Source organism: Paenibacillus silagei (assembly GCF_017874735.1).
Lineage (GTDB): Bacteria > Bacillota > Bacilli > Paenibacillales > Paenibacillaceae > Paenibacillus_AQ > Paenibacillus_AQ silagei.
Map to the genome: position 1 here is coordinate 295,494 of NZ_JAGGLV010000005.1, position 22,821 is coordinate 318,314.

20 protein-coding genes are annotated in these 22,821 nt (G+C 53.9%); 4 read left to right on the forward strand and 16 right to left on the reverse strand.

The features are described 5' to 3' along the window. Positions 1-151: 151 nt before the first annotated feature. Both dtd and J2Z70_RS10235 read right to left on the reverse strand, forming a co-directional pair. Positions 152-595 (reverse strand): D-aminoacyl-tRNA deacylase, encoded by a 444-nt coding sequence (gene dtd, locus J2Z70_RS10230; protein WP_209872303.1) that lies wholly within the window; start codon positions 593-595, stop codon positions 152-154. Between the two features lie 28 nt (positions 596-623). Next, complete coding sequence (locus J2Z70_RS10235; RefSeq protein WP_036732347.1) at positions 624-2,807, reverse strand: RelA/SpoT family protein; 2,184 nt, start codon at positions 2,805-2,807, stop codon at positions 624-626. Positions 2,808-3,119: 312 nt separating this feature from the next. Between J2Z70_RS10235 and uraA the strand changes: the two genes are divergently transcribed. Continuing rightward, positions 3,120-4,430 (forward strand): uracil permease, encoded by a 1,311-nt coding sequence (gene uraA, locus J2Z70_RS10240; RefSeq protein WP_209872306.1) that lies wholly within the window; start codon positions 3,120-3,122, stop codon positions 4,428-4,430. A gap of 98 nt (positions 4,431-4,528) precedes the next feature. Here the strand turns inward: uraA and J2Z70_RS10245 are convergent, their stop codons facing one another. From J2Z70_RS10245 to J2Z70_RS10270, 6 genes are all read right to left on the reverse strand, one after another. Beyond that, the gene (locus tag J2Z70_RS10245) at positions 4,529-5,047 is read right to left on the reverse strand and encodes an adenine phosphoribosyltransferase (RefSeq protein WP_209872311.1); all 519 of its coding nucleotides are present in this window, start codon (positions 5,045-5,047) and stop codon (positions 4,529-4,531) included. 82 nt (positions 5,048-5,129) lie between these two features. Further along, a complete protein-coding gene (gene recJ / locus J2Z70_RS10250) occupies positions 5,130-7,532 on the reverse strand; it encodes a single-stranded-DNA-specific exonuclease RecJ (RefSeq protein ID WP_209872314.1) in 2,403 nt (800 codons plus the stop codon). A 29-nt stretch (positions 7,533-7,561) separates the two neighbouring features. Beyond that, positions 7,562-8,527 carry a cation diffusion facilitator family transporter gene (locus tag J2Z70_RS10255; protein WP_209872317.1) on the reverse strand — a complete coding sequence of 322 codons (966 nt, stop codon included), beginning with the start codon at positions 8,525-8,527 and terminating at the stop codon, positions 7,562-7,564. A gap of 121 nt (positions 8,528-8,648) precedes the next feature. Continuing rightward, positions 8,649-9,548, reverse strand: a complete 900-nt coding sequence (gene secF, locus J2Z70_RS10260) for a protein translocase subunit SecF (RefSeq protein ID WP_076081676.1) — start codon at positions 9,546-9,548, stop codon at positions 8,649-8,651. Further along, positions 9,538-10,791, reverse strand: a complete 1,254-nt coding sequence (secD, locus tag J2Z70_RS10265) for a protein translocase subunit SecD (protein ID WP_209872320.1) — start codon at positions 10,789-10,791, stop codon at positions 9,538-9,540. Before secD ends, secF begins: the two co-directional genes overlap by 11 nt. A 233-nt stretch (positions 10,792-11,024) precedes the next feature. Continuing rightward, positions 11,025-11,276: a post-transcriptional regulator gene (locus tag J2Z70_RS10270; RefSeq protein WP_036690543.1), complete on the reverse strand. Its 252-nt coding sequence runs from the start codon at positions 11,274-11,276 to the stop codon at positions 11,025-11,027. Positions 11,277-11,490: 214 nt separating this feature from the next. Between J2Z70_RS10270 and spoVB the strand changes: the two genes are divergently transcribed. Then, the gene (gene spoVB, locus J2Z70_RS10275; RefSeq protein ID WP_209872325.1) at positions 11,491-13,092 is read left to right on the forward strand and encodes a stage V sporulation protein B; all 1,602 of its coding nucleotides are present in this window, start codon (positions 11,491-11,493) and stop codon (positions 13,090-13,092) included. Here spoVB and J2Z70_RS10280 read toward each other — a convergent pair. Further along, positions 13,089-13,898 carry a YetF domain-containing protein gene (locus tag J2Z70_RS10280; RefSeq protein ID WP_209872328.1) on the reverse strand — a complete coding sequence of 270 codons (810 nt, stop codon included), beginning with the start codon at positions 13,896-13,898 and terminating at the stop codon, positions 13,089-13,091. The two genes, spoVB and J2Z70_RS10280, sit on opposite strands and share 4 nt — an antisense overlap. Before the next feature lie 200 nt (positions 13,899-14,098). On the opposite strand from J2Z70_RS10280, the gene J2Z70_RS10285 reads away from it, so the two are divergent. Both J2Z70_RS10285 and J2Z70_RS10290 read left to right on the forward strand, forming a co-directional pair. Continuing rightward, entirely contained in the window at positions 14,099-14,491 is a 393-nt protein-coding gene (locus tag J2Z70_RS10285) for a TIGR04086 family membrane protein (RefSeq protein ID WP_209872331.1), read from the forward strand. Positions 14,492-14,590: 99 nt separating this feature from the next. Beyond that, positions 14,591-15,430 (forward strand): phosphatase PAP2 family protein, encoded by an 840-nt coding sequence (locus tag J2Z70_RS10290; RefSeq protein WP_245368126.1) that lies wholly within the window; start codon positions 14,591-14,593, stop codon positions 15,428-15,430. 88 nt (positions 15,431-15,518) lie between these two features. Here the strand turns inward: J2Z70_RS10290 and yajC are convergent, their stop codons facing one another. From yajC to ruvC, 7 genes are all read right to left on the reverse strand, one after another. Next, the gene (gene yajC / locus J2Z70_RS10295; protein ID WP_036732365.1) at positions 15,519-15,833 is read right to left on the reverse strand and encodes a preprotein translocase subunit YajC; all 315 of its coding nucleotides are present in this window, start codon (positions 15,831-15,833) and stop codon (positions 15,519-15,521) included. Positions 15,834-15,878: 45 nt separating this feature from the next. Next, positions 15,879-17,015 (reverse strand): tRNA guanosine(34) transglycosylase Tgt, encoded by a 1,137-nt coding sequence (tgt, locus tag J2Z70_RS10300; protein ID WP_209872334.1) that lies wholly within the window; start codon positions 17,013-17,015, stop codon positions 15,879-15,881. Positions 17,016-17,036: 21 nt separating this feature from the next. After that, complete coding sequence (gene queA / locus J2Z70_RS10305; RefSeq protein ID WP_209872337.1) at positions 17,037-18,065, reverse strand: tRNA preQ1(34) S-adenosylmethionine ribosyltransferase-isomerase QueA; 1,029 nt, start codon at positions 18,063-18,065, stop codon at positions 17,037-17,039. 17 nt (positions 18,066-18,082) lie between these two features. Continuing rightward, positions 18,083-20,185: a SpoIID/LytB domain-containing protein gene (locus tag J2Z70_RS10310; protein ID WP_209872340.1), complete on the reverse strand. Its 2,103-nt coding sequence runs from the start codon at positions 20,183-20,185 to the stop codon at positions 18,083-18,085. 95 nt (positions 20,186-20,280) lie between these two features. Continuing rightward, entirely contained in the window at positions 20,281-21,288 is a 1,008-nt protein-coding gene (gene ruvB / locus J2Z70_RS10315; protein WP_036732369.1) for a Holliday junction branch migration DNA helicase RuvB, read from the reverse strand. Positions 21,289-21,314: 26 nt separating this feature from the next. After that, positions 21,315-21,938: a Holliday junction branch migration protein RuvA gene (ruvA, locus tag J2Z70_RS10320; RefSeq protein WP_209872343.1), complete on the reverse strand. Its 624-nt coding sequence runs from the start codon at positions 21,936-21,938 to the stop codon at positions 21,315-21,317. Beyond that, positions 21,935-22,438 carry a crossover junction endodeoxyribonuclease RuvC gene (gene ruvC / locus J2Z70_RS10325; protein ID WP_036690559.1) on the reverse strand — a complete coding sequence of 168 codons (504 nt, stop codon included), beginning with the start codon at positions 22,436-22,438 and terminating at the stop codon, positions 21,935-21,937. Before ruvC ends, ruvA begins: the two co-directional genes overlap by 4 nt. Positions 22,439-22,821 lie beyond the last annotated feature (383 nt).

The window sequence follows — 22,821 nt, forward strand, 5'->3', positions numbered from 1 at the left end:
ATCATTCATAGTCTATCCAGCCAGGGCTGCTGCTATCCCGCTTGGTTAACTAGAAGCAAAAAAGACCCCACCTTGTGGAGTCCCGTGATGTATCTTATCAAGTGGAAACGGCTTTGCCGTCCTTTATAGCGGCGTCTGCCCGGCTCTAATCCTAACCCTTGCTGTCCAGCAGCAGCGTAACCGGTCCCCAGTTGGTCAGGGCGACATCCATCATCGCTCCGAACACGCCGGTCTCTACCTGCAGGCCTCCGGCACGCAGCTCCTGGTTGAAGTAGTCATAGAGACGCTCTGCTTCAGCCGGAGCCGCTGCCGCCATGAAGTTGGGGCGTCTGCCCTTGCGGCAGTCCCCGTACAGCGTGAACTGTGAGACGGACAGAATGGCCCCGCCGGCCTCCGTCACACTATGGTTCATTTTACCGGCCGCATCCTCAAAAATCCGCAGTCCGGCAACCTTGTCAGCCAAATACTTGGCGTCCTTCTCTGTATCCTCATGGGTTACGCCGACCAGCAGCAGCAGGCCCTCTCCAATGGCTCCGGTCACTGCACCGTCCACCGTTACACTGGAGTTCCTGCAGCGCTGCACAACGACTCTCATCTCATCCTTCAGCTCCTTGCCTTAGCACCTATTGCATAATACGGTTAACGGTATACACATCCTTGACCCGCTTCACTTTGTCGACCACTGACTGCAGGTGATCGGTATTGCGGATCAGAATCGTCATATGGATCATCGCCATCTTGTTCTTGTCGGAGCGCCCGGTGACCGCTGAAATATTGGTCTTGCTCTCCGATACCGCCTGCAGCACTTCATTCAGCAGCCCGTTGCGGTCATGGCCGGTAATCTCAATATCGACGCTGTAATTAGCCTCCATACTGCCTTCCCACTCCACTTCAATCACGCGCGCTGCTTCCTCCCCGTCCATCTCGTTCGGAATGTTCGGACAATCCTCACGGTGTACCGATACGCCCCGTCCACGGGTCACATATCCAATGATATCGTCGCCCGGCACAGGATTACAACATCGTGCGAAGCGTACCAGCAGATTGTCGATCCCCTTGACACGGACCCCGTTGGTCGGCTGGTTGCGCTTCTCTCCGCTGGATTTGATCGCCTTCATCTCGGAGGTAAGCTCCAGATGGCCTGCGGCCTCCTCCTGGTCCTTACGCAGCTTCTCAGTCAGCTTGGAGGCGATCTGCGCTGCGGTAATCCCGCCGAAGCCAACCGCTGACAGCATATCCTCCACATCATTGAAGGCGAACTTCTTCGCAGCCTCGGACAATTTGTCCTCCGTCAACCAGTCAGAGACCTCCACGTTCAGGCGCTTCAGCTCGCGTTCGATGGCCTCCCGGCCCTTCTCCACGTTCTCCTCGCGCTTCTCCTTCTTGAACCACTGCTTGATCTTGCTCCGCGCATGTGAGGACTGGGCAATCTTCAGCCAATCGCGGCTCGGACCGTAAGAATTTTTCGAGGTCAGAATCTCCACGATATCCCCTGTCTTCAGCTTATGGTCAAGCGGAACAATACGCCCGTTCACCTTGGAGCCGATTGTCCGGTTCCCGACCTCGGTATGAATGCGGAACGCGAAATCCAGCGGCACCGAGCCGGCAGGCAGCTCCACTACCTCACCCTTAGGCGTGAATACGAAGACCAGATCAGAGAAAAAGTCCATCTTCAGCGATTCTACAAATTCTTCGGCATCCTTGGCTTCGTGCTGCAGCTCCAGAATCTCGCGGAAGAACGGCATCCGGTTCTCGGGATTGACGTTGTTGTTGCTGCTGCCTTCCTTATACGCCCAGTGGGCGGCGATCCCGAATTCGGCCGTGCGGTGCATCTCCCAGGTGCGGATCTGAACCTCCGTCGGCTCTCCTCCCGGACCTACTACGGTTGTATGCAAAGACTGATACATGTTCGCCTTGGGCATAGCAATATAGTCCTTGAAACGGCCAGGCATCGGCTTCCAAAGCGTATGAATAATGCCCAAAGTGGCATAACAATCCTTAATATTGTCGACGATAATGCGGATAGCCAGCAGATCATAGATCTCGTTGAACTGCTTGTTCTTCGTGTTCATCTTGTTATAGACACTGTAGATATGCTTCGGGCGTCCCGAGAGATCGCCTTCGATGCCCATTTCATCGAGCTTGGCGCGGATGCGGCCGATGACACTGTCAATGAACTGCTCGCGTTCTGCCCGCTTCTTGTGTACAAGATTCGCAATCCGGTAGTACTGCTGCGGGTTCAGGTAACGGAGTGCAATATCCTCCATCTCCCACTTGATCGCAGAGATCCCCAGCCGGTCCGCAATGGGACAAAAGATCTCCAGCGTCTCATAAGAAATCCGGCGCTGACTCTCTTCAGACTGGTATTTGAGCGTGCGCATATTATGCAGACGGTCCGCCAGCTTAATCACGATCACCCGGATATCCTGGGCCATAGCGATGAACATCTTGCGGTAATTCTCGTTCTGCTGCTCTTCCTTGGAGCGGAAGCGGATGCGTTCCAGCTTGGTCAGGCCGTCTACCAGCATGGCGCAGGTATCGCCAAATTTCGTGCGGATCTGCTCCAGGGACACCGTCGTATCTTCCACAACATCATGCAGCAGCGCAGCAATGATGGATATGACATCCATTTGCATATTGACGACAATATCTGCGACCGCCAGCGGATGCAGAATGTATGGCTCCCCCGACTTCCGTACCTGCCCGTGATGAGCCTGATCGGCGAATTCATAAGCTTCACGGATGCGGAGAAGATCTTTTTCTTTTATATAGGCGCCAGCCTTTTCGGTTAGTTGCTCTATGCCCATTCTCGTCGTATCCGTTTCCCTTCTATAATAAAATGAACCTGCAAGCATGCAGAATTTGCAGGTTCCATACGTTCCCGGCTGCATTGCGCTCAGGTTAAAGTTGTCTATAATTATGACGCTTACGAAGGATTCCGTCAACACTTGCCATAGCGTGGTATTCCTGTCAGGGAAAGGGTCAAGAAAAGACAATTTTGTGGCACGGATAAAAATGTTGTTGTAAAAACCCGCTGTTCTATTTAATCTAGTAAAGGCGGTTTTTTAAAAGATAAGAATTGTCAAATCAAATTAGATCAGAAAGAGAAGTGAACTCCATTGCAACGCGAAATTCAAGTTAACGAAAGACTCCCTTGGGGCCCGGGCTTCCTCCTGAGTCTTCAGCATCTGTTCGCCATGTTCGGCAGCACCGTGCTTGTTCCCAACCTGTTCGGGGTAGATCCCGGCATGATCCTGCTGATGAATGGTATCGGCACCTTGCTCTACATTCTGATCTGCCGCGGCAAAATCCCCGCCTATTTGGGTTCAAGCTTTGCCTTCATCTCTCCGGTGCTGCTTGTGCTGAAAGAGCATGCCGGCGATCATGAGCGCGGATATTCGCTTGCACTGGGCGCTTTTATCGTGACTGGTGTTATCTTCATTCTTGTCGCCTTAATTGTACGTTATGCCGGTACCGGCTGGATTGATATTGTATTCCCTCCGGCAGTTATGGGAGCGATAGTTGCCACGATTGGACTGGAGCTTGTGCCTGTTGCCGCACGGATGGCCGGTCTGATTGCTCCTGAGGGTGTAGCCACCGCTGACTGGACCCCTGACGGCAAAGCCATTACCCTGTCGCTCGTTACGCTTGGTGTTACCGTGCTCGGCTCCGTGCTGTTCCGCGGCTTCCCCAAAATCATTCATATCCTCATCGGTATTGTTACCGGTTATGTACTCGCTTATATCTTGGGTGAGGTGAATACTGGTGCCATCTCTCAAGCAAGCTTCCTCTCGCATCCCACGATCATTACCCCATCCTTCAACTGGCAGGTCATTCTGACTATTATTCCTGTATCGCTTGTGGTCATTGTGGAGCATATCGGCCATTTGCTGGTCACCAGCAATATCGTGGGCAAGGATCTGACCAAGGACCCGGGACTGGACCGCTCACTGATGGGTAACGGGATTTCAACAGTACTCTCCGGGTTCCTGGGGTCTACGCCTAATACAACCTATGGTGAGAATATCGGCGTTATGGCTCTGACCAAGGTGTACTCGGTATATGTTATCGCGGGCGCTGCTGTAATCGCCATCGTGCTGTCGTTCTCCGGAACGTTCTCCTCGGTCATTGCCAACATTCCGCTGCCGGTTATGGGCGGTGTATCCCTGCTGCTGTTCGGTGTTATTGCGGCGTCGGGTCTGCGTATCTTTGTGGAACAGAAAGTCGATTTCTCCAAAGCCACCAACATGATTCTGGCTACGCTCGTCCTGGTGGTCGGCATCAGCGGCATTTCGCTGAAGCTTGGCGGTGTAGAGCTGAAAGGCATGGCACTGGCGACTATCGTCGGTATGGTGCTCGCCCTGCTCTTCAAGCTGATCGAGGTTCTGGGCCTGTCCAATGAACAGGAAGCTGACAAATCGGCACATTAAGTGACTCTTATATTTTAAAATATCAAAAAGCGGACTGCTGTCTTCATTCGACAGCAGTCCGCTTTATATTTCCCGGGAAAAGTTGCCGGGCACGGGAATTAATCCTCGTAGGTCAACAAGGTGACAACTTCTATATCCGTGAGCTTGTCCCGTCCGGATAGGGCTGTCAATTCGATCAGGAATGCAGCGCCGACCACTTGTCCGCCAAGCTGCTCCACCAGGTTAACTGACGTAGCAATTGTGCCGCCGGTTGCCAGCAGATCATCCGCAATCAGTACCTTCTGGCCGGGCTTGATCGCATCGGTATGCATAGCGAGCGTATCCTTGCCGTATTCCAGATCATAGCCCACTTCGATCGTCTCGTAAGGAAGCTTGCCGCTTTTGCGGATAGGCACGAAGCCTACACCCAGCGCGTAAGCCAGCGGTGCGCCCACTACAAAGCCACGCGCCTCCGGTCCGGCAATGACATCGATCTCCAGGTGGGCCACGAGAGCTTTAAGCTCATCGATGGCTGCACGGTACGCAGCGCCGTCCTTCAGCAGTGTAGTAATATCTTTGAAGCTGATTCCAGCCTGGGGGAAATCCGGAATTACGCGAATATTGTTTTTGAAATCCAACATCATCATCTCCTAAAAGTAAGCGGGGATCACCCCCGCTGAAGTTACTCAAACCAAATGACCGTGACAGCATGTGTAGCTGTTATGAGGCCCCTAAACGCCGTGACAGCATGAATTCCTGCAATTCACTGCGGCTGCCTTCCATGAAATACTGCTCCATCTCCGCCGTCTTGCCCAGTCTGACGAAATGCTCTGATGTGCTCAGACTCTTGGCGGCAGGCTGCGGGACAAAGGTGATCTTGCCGCCGCTGCGCTCAATGAAGTCAAGCTCATCGAACACATCCAGCATTCTGCTCACCATACGCACACCAAGCGCCGACTGGCGGCTGAGCCGCAGCAGCACTTCTTGCTCAGGAGTTGGAGATGCAGCGATTGCGGCGATCCATTGATATAACGATTTGAAATGATCACGGGTGGGAACCTGCAGCCGGTCACGCCCGTCACGGATTGAATGCAGCAGGGCAATGTTCTCCGCCTCGGGAAAAGCAGTAAACAGTGCTTCCATTTGCTCCGGGGACTCCGGCATATCCAGCACACAGAGCAGTGACAGTCCCTCTTCGTCACGCGTGCCCTCCGGCTGATGTACAGCCGAGATCCCGGCTGCCTCATCGTATACCCAGAGGGACATGTCCTTCAGATCACGCAGCGGCGTTGTCCGGCTGTTCTGGAAGACCGCTGCACTCCGGCCGGAACTGCCGCCGCTATAGGTGCGGAGCAGCTCCTGAATATGCGCCGCCTGCTTGACGGCATCGGCCGCGCCGCGCAGATCGAACAGCTGCGCCTTCGGCACCGCAAGATCCTGCAGCATTAGCTGAGGCTTGCGCGAGCCGTTCCATTCATTGACGGACAGCTCTGCCAGAACATCCACGACTGTACCATCCGGAAGCAGATCAGCCAGCGGCCCCTTGCCGAAGGCTACAGCTTCAATCGTCAGCTTGTCCTGCTGGAGCACAAGCTTCAGGTGCTTGCCCTCCTGACCCATCTTCCGTGTCTCCTTCACAACTGCTCCGCGCAGAATGAATCTCGGCAGCGGATTGGCCATGCCGAACGGCGCAAGCCGCTCCAGCTCAAGCGCAGCCTGGAGGGTCAGATCGGCAATGGATACCTCCCCGTCCGCAGCCGTAACAGCTACGAAGTCCTCCGGTGTCAGAACAGACGCAGCATAGCTATTCAGCGCCGCATCGAAGGCTTCCAGCTTGCCCTGCGGCAGACTCATCCCGGCAGCGGCCGGATGTCCTCCGAAGTGGTCCATCAATTCGGCGCATGAGGATAAGGCTGCATAGATATCCAGACCCGGGATGGAACGGGCAGAGCCCTTGCACATCCCGGTCTCCGGATGAATGTCCAGAATAATAACCGGACGGTAATACCGCTCAAGCAGCTTGGAGGCCACAATGCCGACTACGCCGACATTCCAGCCCTGGTCCGCCAGCACTATAATATCCGGCAGTCCGCTCCGGCTGATTCTCTCCTCCAGCTTGGCTGTGGCTTCGGTGACAATTCGCTCGACAACCAGTTGGCGTTCCTTGTTCAGCAGATCCAGCTCTCCGGCAAATTGCTCAGCTTCTGCCGCATCTTCCGTGGTCAGCAGTGTAACCGCCCGGCCAGCATGATCCAGTCTTCCGCTGGCATTAATACGCGGCGCCATCCCGAAGGCGATATTCACCGCACTGACGGTGTTCATCGCAATACCGCCCACCGAGAGCAGCGCACGGATGCCCGGGAACGACGAATTCCGCATGCTGCTGAGGCCTCTGCGCACCAGACTGCGGTTCTCGCCCAGCAGCGGCATCAGATCAGCAACGGTACCTATAGCGGCAATCTCACACCATTCCTCAGGCACTTCACTGCCAAGGAGCGCCTCAGCCAGCTTGTAAGCCACCCCCACTCCAGCCAGACCCTTGAAGGGATACGGGCAGTCCGGCAGCTTCGGGTTAATCAGGGCATACGCCTCGGGCAACAGCTCCGGCGGCTCATGATGATCCGTGACAATAACATCAATGCCCAGCTCCGAGGCATAGGCAATCTGATGATAGGCACTGATACCAGTATCAACCGTAATGACGAGAGATACACCCTGCTGGACCGCCCAGTCCAACGCATGATTATGCAGTCCATAGCCTTCATTGGAGCGATGGGGAATATAAATATCAAAAGAGGCCCCAAGATGACGCAGAAGGTAGATCATCAGCGCAGTGCTGGAAACCCCGTCCGCATCATAATCACCATACACCAGAATATGTTCTTCCTCTTGCAGTGCCTTCTGTATCCGCGGCACCGCTTCAGCCATTCCTTTGAGCAGGAATGGATCATGTCTATCTTCCGCTCCTGAATCCATGAATACCCTTGCCTTGTCGGCGGTATCCATCCCTCTTTGCACCAGCAGTGAAGAAAGGAGCGGAGAAATAGAAAGGCTCCGGGCCAGTTCCGAAATACGCTCGGAATTGGCTGCCGGAGATTGCCAGCTTGTTTTAGAATGAAGCAATACAGTTCACCTTTCTCTCACCTTGCAGACTACTGAAGCAGCGTGGGAATATCGTTGTCCACAAGCTCGTGATTGCTTTTATAAGGATAACCCGGATCATACGGCACAACATCCATATGAACCTCGCCTACATGAACGAACCGGTGCTGCAGCAGCTTGCGGGCACATTCTGAAATATCCTGGGCCTCCATCACGCTGATCCGAGGATTCACACTAATCTTCACATGCAGATTCACATAACTGCCTTCCTCCAGCGCCCGGAGCTGCTCCACCCGGATGACTCCATGCACCCGCTGAACCGTCTCAATGAAGCTGGCAGCTTCCTCGGAAGGAAGCTCCTGAATCTTCTTGCTGTATACAGAGGAAGCAATTAACGAATAGCCTTTGCGGAGAATCAGACATCCGGTCAGCAGAGCTGCAATGGGGTCCATGTAGAGCAGAGGATGCCAGTTCAAGTATCCTCCAGTTATGGCCAGGGCAATTCCGATAAATACAGTTATAGAGGTGTACAGGCTGAACCGGTGGCTATCGGCATAAGCAGCATGACTGCCGTCACCCTTTTTTTTGAAATAACGGTACTGGTATTGAAATACAGCCTCTTTGAACACAATGCACAGCAGGACAGCAACAAGCGCTGACTCCTCCGGTGCCGACAGATGTCCCCTTGTCAAATCACGGATAGCCGAGAAAGCAACCTGCAGCCCGCCCATAATAATCAGCACAGAGAACAGAATAGCCGCCATCGGCTCCTTGCTTCCTTGCGCAGCCCGGCCGCGTTCCGCTGAGCCTTCTGCCTTGTGGCTCTGCTTCAGGTTCCACGGAATCACCCCCGCCAGTCTGGCAGCGGCATCGGCTCCGGAATAGATTGCATCCCCCAACAATGCCTTGCTGCCTGACAGATAACCGATACTACCCTTGGCTAGAGCGAGTAGAACATCACTAAGGATTCCGGTCCAGGCAACAGTTTGTTTCCGGGGTAATGGTTTGTCATTCATAACGAGGCCCTCCTTACCACTAGCAGGTAAACTCATGATGATGAAATCAAGCAAGACGCCCTGACCCGAAGATTCCGAAAAGCCGCGTCGCTACAGACGCGGCTTACAGAATAACCGGGTGTTAGGCTTTGGCCGGGGTCTTCGCCGCAGGCTTCTGGTTCTTTTTCAGGAGCAGCCAGAGCGGACTTGCGATGAAGATCGATGAATACGCTCCGAAGAGCAGACCGATAACCATAGCAAGCGAGAACATACGGATCGACTCCCCGCCCATAATCAGCAGGAAGAATGCGGCAATAAATACGGTGAAGGCTGTATAAAGAGAACGCATGAGTGTCTGCATTACACTTTTGTTAACCAGGTGCTTCAGATCCTCATAAGACTTCTGCTTGCCGAAGCGCAGATTCTCGCGTATCCGGTCAAAGATAACGATGGTATCGTTAATCGAGTAACCGATAATAGTCAGCACCGCGACAATGAAGGTGATGTCTACCTCCAGACGGAAGATCGAGAAGACCGCCACTACCATGAATGCGTCATGAAGCAGCGCCACAATGGAAGCCAGCGCAAAACGCCATTCAAAACGGATACTTACATAGATGATAATCCCGATACTGGATAACAGCACGGAATAGATCGCATTGCGGGCCAGTTCCTTAGCCATCTCAGTATCTACGGTATTGATTTCAAAAGACGCCTTGTCATCAATCTTGTTGATTGACTTCTTGAGGGTCTCACTTTGTGCATCACTCAGCTCTTGATCATAGCGGATGTTGACCCGCTTGTCGCCGATGGTAACGGTTGGTTCATGCTCGATGCCCGCATCCTTCAGAGCCGGCTGCAGCTCAGCCAGCGTGACACTCTTAGAGAGCGCTACGTCCACATTGGACCCGGCCTTGAAGTCAACGCTGTAGTTCAGGCCGAAGGTTGCCAGAAAGACGAGCCCCGCCACAGTAAGGGCAATCGAGAAGATATAGAAGAATTTACTTAAATGTACGAAATCAAGCTCTTTCTTAAAGCGCACTGATGTCACTCTCCTTTACCCCAAATTGCTTCGGCTTGTTGAGTGCGCCGGCTTTAACCAGCACAGTCAGCAGCCAGTGGGCAAAATAAAGGTTTGTTACAATACTAAGTACAATTTCCACGATCAGAATCAGTGCGAAGCCTTTAACCGCACCCGTACCGAAGGCGAACATGACAGCCGCTACGATAATAGTAGTTACATTCGCATCCATAACTGTACGGAAGGAGGTCTTGTTCCCTGCTTTGACGGAAGACATAATGCCCTTCCCGCTGCGCATTTCTTCCCTGATCCGTTCATTGGTAATGATATTGGCATCGACGGCCATCCCTATACCGAGGATGAACGCGGCGATTCCGGGAAGGGTCAGTGTAAAGTCTGCCAGGACAAATACCAGAATCAGCAGCCAGGTGTGCAGGATCAGCGCAAAGCTGGCCAGTACGCCCGGAAGACGGTACATAAGCAGCATGAAGATCAAAATAATCACAGAACCGACAATCCCGGCTCTGACGGTCTCATCCAAGGATTGCTTACCCAGTGTAGCCCCTACGCTCTGGGAATATTTCTCTGTCAGCTTCAGCGGCAAAGCACCGAGGTTGATTGTATCGGCAATCTCACGGGCTTCATCCAGTGTATATCCCCCGGAAATCGAAGCTTTACCATCGGTCAGGACAGCTCGTACCGTTGGGGGGGCAGATAACAGGTTCTCATCCAGATAGATAGCGAGTTCCTTACCCAGCAGGCGCTCGGTAATCTCTGCGAATTTCTTCTTGTCTTTGATGGAGATGCTGATTTCGGGCCGGTTCAGTTGATCGCGTTGAACCTCTGCCGCACCTTCAACAAAGTCACTGCCTACAAGCTCAATCTTGCTGTACACCCCGGGAGCATCCCCTTCATTGGCACTGCGGAAGGTCAGAACTGCGGGTTCTTTCATTTTCTTGCGGACCTCTGCTTCGTCGGTTACACCTGCGATCTTCAGACGGATGCGGTCCGTACCTTCGGTGGTCACCTCAGGCTCGCTGGTTCCGAGTGCATTCGCCCGCTTCTCGAGGCTCTCTGCAGTCTTCTGCAGCGAAGCGCGGGTCAGAGTTCCTCCCGTATCCATTGGCTCGGCGTGGTACAGAATTTCGAATCCGCCCTTGAGGTCAAGACCCAGACGGACTCTGTCCAGCAGCCCGGGAGTAGTAAATACCATGACGCCCGTTAGAACGACCACGGTAATGATAAAGCTCAACATTCTCTTCATGCTCTAGCTAGTTCCCCTTTCATTACTTCAATATTCCTATTATAGCTACGTGCGAAATGACCGTCAATTCAGAAGGAATGACGGTGTCTTGATTCACACAAAGAAACGGCAGGTTCTGCTGCAAAGCGTGGATACCTCCGTTTGATAGGACAAGTCTGAACACTCTTTACTTACTTTACTGCTTCCTGTACCCGTTTGCAAAAGAAAATCGTTCCTTTTGGCAAATCCCCCCGTTAATTCAATCCCCGGTAGGCCGCCAAGGTCAGATAAGTCATATAACTGCCTGACTTGAGTGAATAAATGTCATTGACCAGCCTGTGCAGGGGAGGTCTTCCCTCTTTGGCATAATTGCGGCTGATGCAATCCCAAATATCCTTACCGGTCACATATTCATAGCCGAGGAGCCGGAATTCCTCCGCTTTGCTGATGCACATGGCTTCGATATCTTCACTAAGCTCGTCATATCTCCATTGTTCCGATTCCACGTGCAGGCACCTCCAAAGATTCCTCAATTACGTATGCTCAGTGGTACGTATTCGACCCTGCGCTCACACTTTCCTGCTTAAGACCAAAAAACTTGTCTACAGAATGCTTGTCATGCAGCGCACCTGTACCGGCATATCCTTATACAAGCCTGGCTTGGTTATGGCGGTAATTCACCTGCAGTTTCATCTCATATGTAGGAAGAAGGAGTGCCCTGTGAGGAAACAGACCTTTATACAAGGAACGATCATCCTGCTGCTCGCCGGTATCATTAACCGGATGCTTGGCTTCATTCCCCGGATTGCCCTGCCCCGGATCATCGGCGCTGAGGGGGTGGGTCTGTATCAGCTCGGATACCCGTTTTTCATTGTGCTCATTACGGTAATTACGGGGGGAATCCCGCTGGCGATTGCCAAGCTGGTTGCCGAAGCCGAAGGAGAGAACCGCCCGGAGCAGTCGCGCAAAATCCTGCAAACCGGCCTCGCTCTCAGCCTGTCGCTGGGCATTGTGTTCACCTTCGTCGCCCTGTTCAGCGCCTCCTGGGTATCCAGCGTTCTTCTGACGGACCAGCGTGTCTATTATACCTTCGTCAGCATGACCCCCATGATCGCCATCGTCGCCGTTTCATCCATCTACCGGGGATACTTTCAAGGCAGGCAGAACATGATTCCCTCGGCCTTCTCCTCCGTGCTGGAATCGGTCATCCGGATCTTCTTCATGCTGTGGTTCTCCTGGATGCTGCTGCCGAAGGGCATCGCCTTTGCGGCCGCGGGTGCCATGCTTGGCGTGACTGTGGGGGAGATCGCCGGAATGCTGGCCCTGCTGGGGCAATATTATTTTAACGACAAAAAAGACAGGTCTGAACTCCCGCCTAACGTGGAACCTATGGTTCAGGATACGCAGGGCAGTGCCGGACGCGAACCCGCGCAGACGACTACACCTGTCTTCAAGCGTCTCATCGGCATTTCAATACCGGTAACTGCCGGACGACTGATCGGCTCATTCTCTTACCTTCTGGAATCGATTATTACCGTGCGCAGCCTCGCGCTCGCCGGAATCGCAGCCGCCGCTGCAACCGCACAATATGGTTCCTTGCAGGGAATGGTGATTCCGCTGCTGCTGCTGCCGGGTGTGCTCAGCTCCTCGCTGGCCGTCTCCCTTGTCCCTTCCTTATCCGAGGCCGCCGCCCGCAACGATTTGCCTACGATTCACAAAAGAATGCACCAGGCCCTGCGGCTGGCCATGGTGACCGGTGCCCCGTTTGCTGCTGTTATGTATATTCTTGCCGTACCGCTCTGTACGCTAATGTACGGCAATGCGGCGGATACGGCCCCTATGCTTAGGATGATGGCCCCGTTCGCTGTGTTTCTCTATGTCCAGGCCCCGCTGCAGGCTGCCCTTCAGGCCATGGACCGGCCGGGCAAAGCACTGATCAATACGCTGATAGGAGCCGTTGTCAAAATCCTGCTGATTCTCCTGCTGGCCTCCCGGCCAGAATACGGTATTCTGGGCGCCATCATCGCCATCATGGTTAACAGCCTGCTTGTCACGCTTCTGCACGGCTACAGTGTAGTCAAGCTCACCGCCATGTCCTTGCGCTGGTCGGACCCGCTCAAAATCCTGGCCGCTACGGTCATCATGGCCGCCGGGATGTCGTATGTCTATACTTCTGTTCCAATCTCACAGTCGCAGTGGATACAATTCTTAGCTGCTGCCGCCTGCGGCATGGCCATCTATCTGAGCATCTGCCTGTTATCCGGGCTGATCTCCAGGCGTGACCTGGAACGGGTGCCCTTTTTCAGACGCTGGCGCAATTAGGTTGGCTTCCCCTTATCCGGGCTGATCGGGGCAATATAGAGTTCTCCCTTATGATCCACGGAGCACAGGAAAACATCCCGGAAATCAGAGACACCCTTCTGCCGGATCTGGGTTCTAAGCCAGAACCGGTTCTTGCCGATCATCTCCAGATTTCCGTCCTGCACCTTCCCGTCCATAATCAGCGGAATCGGCAGTCCTTCATAACGGATCTTATGCTTCGGCAGCTTCACAGAAGCAGAGTCGCCGCCGGGTGATTCAGCATCGCCGGAGTCCTTCTGGTTATCGCCGTTCTTCTCCTTCCGCTCTGCGCCGGAGCTACTGTTGCCCGATTGATTGGATGAGGTGACGTTGGTATTCTTCTCAATCACCGTTAACTGCCCGCTTGTCTCCAGGATAGCGAACTCCACATCTGCCGGACTGACAATATTCTGCCCGCGGAGCTGCAGCAGCAGATCATCAATATTATACCGCTGCCTGCGCATTTCGCCCCGGTGAATCTTCCCGTCCGAGATCAGAATGCTGGGCCTGCCATCCACCATTAAGCGCAGCTTCCGGCTCTTCAAGCTGAGCTGTGCGACCAGCACCTGAATCAGCACCAGGGTCGCCATAGGAACAACACCATCATAAATAGGCCGCTCGATATCCTCAATCACAAAGACACCGATCTCGGCAATCATGATGGAAATGGTCAGGTCAAATACAGACAGCTTGCCGATTTCACGTTTGCCCATGATGCGCATGCTCAGGAAAATGAAGATATACATCAGCACGGTCAGAAAGATATGGGTCGTAATATGCTGGAACATATTCTCTTCGCTCCCCTTCCGCTACTCCCCCATACTGGCGGATTAATGTACCCCTATTCTGACCTGACCGTAAAGGGAACATTCGGAAAGCTGCTGATTAATTACTGGTAAAAGTCATACCGCCTATTCTTGTACTATTGGGGCAAGCCTCCCCATACAATAATTAGTATCCGGTTAACAAACTTTTAGGGGGTTTTACCATGTCTCTGATCAGGCGTCTATTCTCATGGAAAATATCTAGTCCGGTATTATCGGGTTTAATCCGCTCGTTCCTGTGGATGATGCTGGGTGCGTTCATCCTCTCCCTCCTGCTCTGGGGCAGCGGACTGCAGGAACAGGATCTCACCATGTACACCTACATTGTGCACGGCGTCGCTGCCGCATTCGGAGGCTTGACCGCAGGCAGCAGGGCCGTCCGCAGAGGCTGGTACCAAGGAGCACTCACAGGCATGTTATACGGACTGGCTGTACTGCTGATCGGATTTTTGGCGCTTGACAGTTCACCGGGAGGAATGGACTTCCTGTGGGTTCTGGCGGCTGCAGGCATTAGCGCACTTGGAGGAATGTTTGGAGTTAATTTACAGAAATCCTAATTAATATAATTTTCAAAAATTGAAACCTTCCCTTGAAAATATGGTACACTACCTATGTCTGACTTCATATGAGCGATTATCAAGGAGGCTTCGAATGCTTTGCTGTATCAGTCCATGAATCTTGTAGTTGTATATACCGTTGCCATTGTTGTGATCTTAATTTGGATCGGCGCACGGCGCAATCCGCTGATGGCCTTAGTTGAAATCGGGAGAGAGCTGCTGAGATCCTATAAATTCACACTCATTATTATAGGCATGTTCAGCATTCTTGCCCTGAATAAATATGAGCTGCAGATCGAAGAAAAGATGCGGCTGACCGCAGATTACACAGGTTTTATCTTCGGCCTGGAGGGGCATTTCGTCCGGATGGTTCAAGAGCTGTTCTACGCTCCCTGGCTGACACCGGTGATTGTCTTCTTCTATATCTTCATGCTGCAGGCCGTGCTGGCAGCCTCACTGGGGATCTATCTGCTGGACAAAAACCGTGTGATCCTCTATGCGACCTGCTACACCATTATTTTAACCTATGCTATCGCTATTCCGTTCTATCTGTACTTTCCGGTCAATGAGGTGTGGTCCTATGCGCCTGCCGGGGTTCGGTTCATCATGCTGGATGTTTTCCCGAAGTTTGAACAGGAATACCGGCCGCTATCCGGCCTCAATAACTGCTTCCCGAGCCTACATACCGCTATCTCCGTATCCATGGCTCTGCTCGCTTACCGCTCAGGCAACCGCCGCTGGATGGTGATCAGTACAATCTCAGCCGTTATTATCGTGTTTGGAATCTTCTATCTCGGCATTCACTGGCTGACCGACATGATTGGCGGCACCCTGCTGGCTGTACTGTCCACGGCTATCGCCGTACCGCTTGCCAGGCTTACCCTGCGCAGCGGGGAACAGGGCTTGAGAGTGCGGGGCCGGGTCACCAATACACGTTAAGGCCCTCAATTCCGTATATGACGTATAAAAAAATCGGCGTTCTCTCGTAAGAGAAACGCCGATTTTTATGTAATTTAGCAGAGAACTACTACATCTTGTCTTCTACTTCCACAACTGCGTGACTGATCGAGCCCCGGTCAAACGTCAATCGGGTTACATCATTAACCCGCAGAATAACGATGTCATCCGAAATCTCCATGATCGTTCCGTGCAGACCGCCGATGGTAACTACCTTATCGCCCTTCTTCAGCGCTTTGAGCATTCCGTTGCGTGCCTTGGTCTTCTTCTGCTGCGGACGAATCAGCAGGAAGTAGAACACAACAAACATCAGGACAAACGGACCTACCAGACCCAGTATGCTGCCTCCGCCGCCTGTACCTGCCGCCATATAAAACTGTGACATATCATTTCCCCCCTTTCAAGAATAAACATGAACACTCCGTACTCTCTAGAAGCCTTTTAGATTATCATATAATCCGTATTGTGCAAAAAACTCATCGCGAAAATCAAGCAGCCGATCTTCCATGATGGCTTCACGCACTTTACGCATCAATTCCAGCAGGAAGTGTAAGTTATGGTACGTTGTCAGCCGCAAGCCGAAGGTTTCATCGGCCTTAATCAGATGACGCAGATAAGCACGGGAATAGTTCCGGCAGGTGTAACAGGTACACTCCGGGTCCAGCGGCCCGAAATCACGGGCATACTGCGCATTGCGCACTACGAGTCTTCCCTGACTGGTCATCGTTGTTCCATTACGGGCAATACGGGTAGGCAGAACGCAGTCGAACATGTCTATTCCGCGGATTGAACCTTCCAGCAGCGCATCCGGTGAACCTACGCCCATTAAATAGCGCGGTTTCCCTTGCGGCAGCAGCGGAACCGTATAATCCAGCACCTCATACATAAGCTGCTTGGACTCTCCGACGCTGAGTCCCCCAATAGCATACCCCGGGAAATCCATGGAAGTCAAATCAGCCGCGCTCTGGCGGCGGAGATCCTCATGCATGCCTCCCTGTACGATAGCGAACAGTCCCTGTTCATTCGGACGGGCATGGCTTTTGAGGCAGCGTTCGGCCCAGCGGGTGGTACGTTCGAGCGATTTTTTCACATACTCATATTCTGCCGGGTAAGGTGGGCATTCATCGAAGGCCATCATAATATCGGAACCGAGCGCATTCTGGATCTCCATAGCGACTTCGGGAGACAGAAACTTCTTGTCCCCGTTCAGATGGGAGCGGAAATGAACCCCTTCTTCGGTGATCTTACGCATGTCGCTCAGGGAGAATACCTGGAAGCCGCCGCTGTCGGTCAAGATCGGGCGGTCCCAGTTCATGAACTTATGCAGGCCGCCCGCTTCGCCGATAATCTCATGACCTGGACGAAGGAACAGATGGTACGTATTACTCAGAATAATCTGTGCTTCCATCTGCTTAAGCTCTTCAGGACTCATCGTCTTGACAGTAGCCTGGGTGCCCACCGGCATGAAGGTCGGTGTCTCAATAATTCCGTGCGGGGTGTGGACTCTTCCGAGCCGTGCCCCGGATTGCTTACAGGTCTTAATGTGTTCGTAAGTGATTGCTGCCATTGGTTTAACCCTTCCTCTTGCTTAATAAATGAACATTGCATCGCCAAAGCTGAAGAACCGGTACTGCTGCTTAATCGCTTCTTCATATGCGGCGAGAATTAGCTCCCGGCCAGCCAAAGCGCTTACCAGCATGACCAAGGTTGACTTGGGCAGATGGAAATTGGTGATCAGTGCATTAACGACAGTAAATTCATAACCCGGATAGATAAAAATATCCGTCCAGCCGCTGCAAGCCTCAATCGGCCCGCCCTGGCATTGTCTGCCTACGGTCTCCAGGGTCCGGCATGAGGTTGTGCCTACAGCTATTATTCTTCCGCCCCTTGCTCTGGCTTCATTAAGCACATCCGCCGCTGCCTGGGACAGCTCGAAATACTCGGCATGCATGACATGCTCTTCCACAGTCTCGACAGACATGGGACGGAAGGTCCCGAGACCAACATGAAGTGTGACATAGACGATATTCACACCGATGGCTGCAATCTGCTCCAGCAGCTCGGTGGTGAAATGCAGTCCGGCTGTCGGCGCTGCCGCCGAGCCTTCATGCCGGGCATACACGGTCTGATACCGCTCACGGTCATCCAGAGCTTCCTTGATATAAGGAGGAAGCGGCATGGAGCCGAGCCTGTCCAGAATCTCCTGGAAAATCCCCTGATAGATGAAGCGTAGTGTCCGCCCGCCCATATCTGCTTCATCTTCAATCACGGCACGAAGCTCTTCACTGAAGACAATGACCGCGCCGGTCTTCAGCTTCTTGCCGGGCTTCACCAGCGCCTCCCAGCGGTCCCCTTCTAGATTCTTAAGCAGCAGGACCTCCGCCTTGGCTCCGGTATCTTCCTTGACTCCGAACAGTCTGGCGGGAATAACCCGTGTATCATTAAGTACAAGCGTATCGCCCGGGCGGAACTGCCCCAGTATATCCGTGAAATGACCGTGGTCCAGTTGCCCGTTCTCCTTGTCTACCAGCAGCAGTCTGGATGAACTGCGGTCGGCAAGCGGAGTCTGGGCAATCAGCTCCTCCGGCAGATTGAAATCATAAAGTTCAACATTCATAATAGGATTTTCATTCCTTAATTCTTAATTATAGTAACGTTATTAAAATAGTGTTGCAATATTTGCTTATAATCATACCCTTTGTCGGCCATTCCCTTCACGCCCCATTGAGACATGCCGAGTCCGTGCCCGTAACCCCAGCCGATGAAATAGAAGCCCGGACTGCCGGTCACGACTCTTGCGGTCTGATCCGCGCCCATCACGACCGTACCGCTGCCGCTGGACGTCACTTGGCCCGAGGCAGACAGCACTCCGGCTGAGCTGGTGCTGCCGATAGCAGCTGTAGAGCCGTCAGCGCCTAATACAGTATAACTTCCGGCAGGTACAATATCAAACAAGGTGCTAGGCAATCCTCCGAAGGAGGAACGGAACAGATCCGGGTACTTCACCTGCAGGATCTGGCCGTTCGCCTTGACCTCCACTGCTCTTCCTGATGGCCCGCGCCGGGTAACCTCCAGAGTGGTTATAGAAGAGGGCAGAGTGCCGCTGGTCTTGCCGGCCAGGCTCTTCAGCAGTTCGGCTGAAGAATACGGACCTTTGATCCAGCTGTAGCTGCCGGATTCATAGACCTGATTCAGCACTACGGCGTTCTGTCCGGGATTTAGCTTGCCTGCCGGAGCAGCACTGCTGTCAACGACAGGCAGCGGCCGGATATTCACATCCTTGGCAGTGGCTGTGGCAATGGGGAGCCCTGCGGCTGTCTTGCTGCCTGTTAATTTGATGTTATCTTCCCGGGCATAGCCGGAGACGCCGCTGTCCAGCAGTACATAGTACCACTTCTTAGCAGAGCCCACCGCAGCCACATCCTCTGCGCTGGCCACACTGGCATAGTTGCCGCCGCTGTTCCATACTTCCGACGGGTCTGCCGTAACGCCGCCGCTGTTCGACGAGAATACCGCCTCTACGACCTTGCCGCCGCTCTGCAGCACTTCACCTGCAGTGGCATCGACCGCCTTGATGATTGTGGGTGCTTCTGCACCTATTCCGTTATAGACCTGACTGAGCGTTGTATCCACCACATTGGCAACATCGAAGCGGTTCCCTTGGGACAGCGCGTAGCTGCGCGCGGCTACAGCCTGGGCCTTCAGCGCTTCCTCCGGCCAGCCGGAGGATACTTCTCCCCCCACTACCGCATACAGATATTGCTCCAGCGGAACCACGTTAATGACAGACAATGAACCATTCAGATTTCCAAGCTCCATATCGCCGCGATAGATCCGTTTGGATCGCTCGGTTAGCATGATTCCCTTCTCATTGCCGGATAGGATGAACTTTGCGTCACTTCCGGATAACAGATAGTGAAAGGCCTGGACTTCGCTGTTGAAATCGAGCCCTGCGTCCATACGGATCATTACTCCGGGTGCACCCGGAGCCACAGGCGTTAGAGCAAGCTGAGGAAGCAGCACAGCTGCCGAAGCAGAGACCGCCGCAAGCTCGCTGTCACTTGACGCCTCGCCTACCCATACCTCGGTACGCGCACTGCCGCCCTCACCGGATATGAATACCGGCCAGGCATCTAAGCCGGCAGTGGTCAGGCTGCCCACTACCGCCTGGGCTTCCTCGAGTGTAGCGTAGGAGCCCGCAGACAGATGCTTGGTTCCGGCCACCGCAGGGGTCTGCCCCTCAGGAATTGCCAGACCGGCCTTGAGGACTGCGTTCAGCCCGTTATTGGCTGCACTCTCACTGGCATAGCCTCCAGTGTATAGCTGATATACCTTGGCTCCGCCTCTCGCAGCCATAAAAATCTGCGGCTTATTGGAAGAAGACTGGAGCTTCTTCGCCGCATCCGCAGCGGTCTGCCAGCTTGGCGTCTCCAGCACCTTCACCCGGTACCCGTCGAGACTGACACGGACCTTGTTCTGGGCTGGAACCGACAATAGCGGGCTGCCGCCGGCTGCCGGAAGCAGGCTGAAGCTCTGCTCGGACTGCAGGGTTACGAGCGGTACGGTAGATTTATATTTGCTGCCAATATCGGCATACAGTGCAACCCGGATCGACCCGCCGGAATCGGCGCGGGCGTGATCTGCCGGAATGAGCAGACTGCCTACTGCAAGCAATGCAGCCAGCGCCCCCCGGCCCAGCAGCCCGATTCCTGTTGTTGTCCACTTCGCAAGTTTCATTGTAGGCCTCCTAAAAAGTATTAATGATACATCCACTTCGGTTTGTAGCCCAAACAATACGTAAGATGTTGTACTATGGGCAGGATTCTCAGTAATCAGTTCTGCTGCGGGGGAAGCGGAAGGCCAAGATGATGATACGCTGCAGGCGTAACAATACGCCCGCGAGGCGTGCGCTGCAGGAAACCGATCTGCAGCAGATAGGGCTCGTATACATCCTCAATGGTCTGGCTCTCTTCGCCTATCGTAGCGGCGATGGTATCCAGTCCGACAGGCCCGCCCCGGAAGGAGCTGATCATGGATTGCAGCATCTTATGGTCGATGCTGTCCAGTCCCCGGGGGTCCACCTGGAGCATCTTCAGCGATTCAGCAGCAATCTCCGGGGTGATGATTCCGTCGCCCCGGACCTGGGCATAATCGCGTACCCGCTTCAGAAGACGGTTGGCAATCCGCGGTGTCCCCCGGGCCCGCAGGGCAATCTCTTCCGCTGCATCGCCCAGAATCTCGATGCCCAGCAGTTCAGCGTTGCGCGCCACGATGAAGCTCAGTTCATCGATGGTGTAATACTCCAGCCGGCTGACCACTCCGAAGCGGTCACGCAGCGGAGCAGACAGCAGTCCCGCACGTGTCGTCGCCCCAATAAGCGTGAAGGGCGGCAGGTCCAGCCGGACTGACCGTGCGCTTGGCCCCTTGCCGATCATGATATCCAGCGCGAAATCCTCCATTGCCGGATACATGACCTCCTCCACCGTCCGGTGCAGACGGTGAATCTCGTCAATGAACAGCACATCGCCTTCCTGAAGGTTCGTCAGCAGTGCTGCCAGATCGCCGGGCCGTTCAATCGCCGGACCGGAGGTGGTCCGCAGGTTGACACCCAGCTCGTTGGCAATAATATTGGCCAGCGTCGTCTTGCCGAGACCCGGAGGCCCGTACAGCAGGACATGATCCAGTGCTTCACTGCGCATCTTGGCCGCTTCTATATATATTTTCAGGTTCTCTTTCACCTGGTTCTGGCCGATATATTCACCCAGATAACGGGGACGCAGACTTAATTCCACCGCCTGCTCGTCCATCATCAGATTAGCCGATATAATCCGGTCATCCATTCTTCCTCACTCCGTTCTTCAGGGACCTATTTGGCGGTATACAGCAGCCCCAGCGCCTTCTTCATCAGCACATCCACCGGTCCGGTATCCGTGCCTTCCTGCTTCATCTTCAGATGCACCCTGTCCAGCTCGGCATCGGTATAACCGAGCGCCTTCAGCGCATCCCTGGCTTCTTCCCACGGCAGCGCCTCCGCCTTGCTCTGCGCTTCAGCCGCTACTGCGAACAATCCCGTCTGCAGGGCTGCCCCGCCGAAGCCGTCCAGCTTGTCCTTCAGATCCAGAATCATCCGCTGCGCCGTCTTCTTGCCAATCCCCGGCAGCTTCGTCAGGAAGGTGATATTCTCCTGATAGATGGCCGCGATCAGCTGATCCGGCGTTCCGCCGGTCAGAATGCCCAGCGCAACGCGCGGGCCGATGCCCGATACCTCAATCAGCTTGCGGAACAGGCGCTGCTCCTCGCGTGAAGGGAATCCGAACAGAAGCGTAGCATCCTCGCGGGTCTGATAATGAATGAACACAGTCACCGGACCCTCAGTCTTGGCAAAAGCGTACGGATTCGGGCAGAATACCCGGTACCCCACGCCCTGCACATCCAGCACAACGTATTCCGGCTCCAAATGTGCAACCGGTCCTCTAAGAAAATCTATCATTTTCGCAATACCTCATTTAATTTGGAATTAAGACTCACGGAATGGGCATGGCATACCGCCACCGCCAGCGCATCCGCCACATCATCGGGCTTCGGCACAGCCGTCAGCTTCAGCAGCAGCTTAACCATCTCCTGCACCTGCTTCTTCTCCGCCTTGCCGTAACCGACTACAGCCTGCTTCACCATCATCGGGGTGTATTCTGCCACCGGAAGTCCGCGCTGCACGGCTGCCAGAATCAGTACCCCGCGTGCCTGCGCCACCGGTAAGGCTGTAGTCACATTGCGGCTGAAGAACAGCTTCTCTACCGCTACTGCGTCCGGCTTATATTTATCAATCAGCTGCACCATGCCTTCATAGACATGCAGCAGACGCTCTTCTTCCGGGGTATGTGCCTCTGTCTGGATGCAGCCGTATTGGACCGGTGTTAATTTGTTGCCGACCTTATCGACAAAGCCAAAACCGACAATCGCCAGCCCCGGATCAATCCCCAAAATACGCAAAGTCCTTCTCTCTCCTCTATGCCCGGGCGGATACTTTCGGATAGATACCGGGGCAGAATAACCCTGCGGGTACAAGCCCTCTGCATCCATCCGTCCGGCCCTAAAGCGAACATATGTATTCCTTCCACCCATTATAGCAAAAAAAATTCCCCGGGAGACAAAAAGTTTGTCCGGGGAAATGAAACGGTATTGTATGTCTGCCAGTCAGGCTCAGGAGATTCAGGGGCATTAATGCTCCTCATTTGCTCAGTTGGCCCGCTTTCGTTGAATTCAGGGGCATTAATGCTCCTCATTTGCTCAGTTGGCCCGCTTTCGTTGAATTCAGGGGCACTAATGCTCCTCATTTGCTCAGTTGGCCCGCTTTCGTTGAATTCAGGGGCATT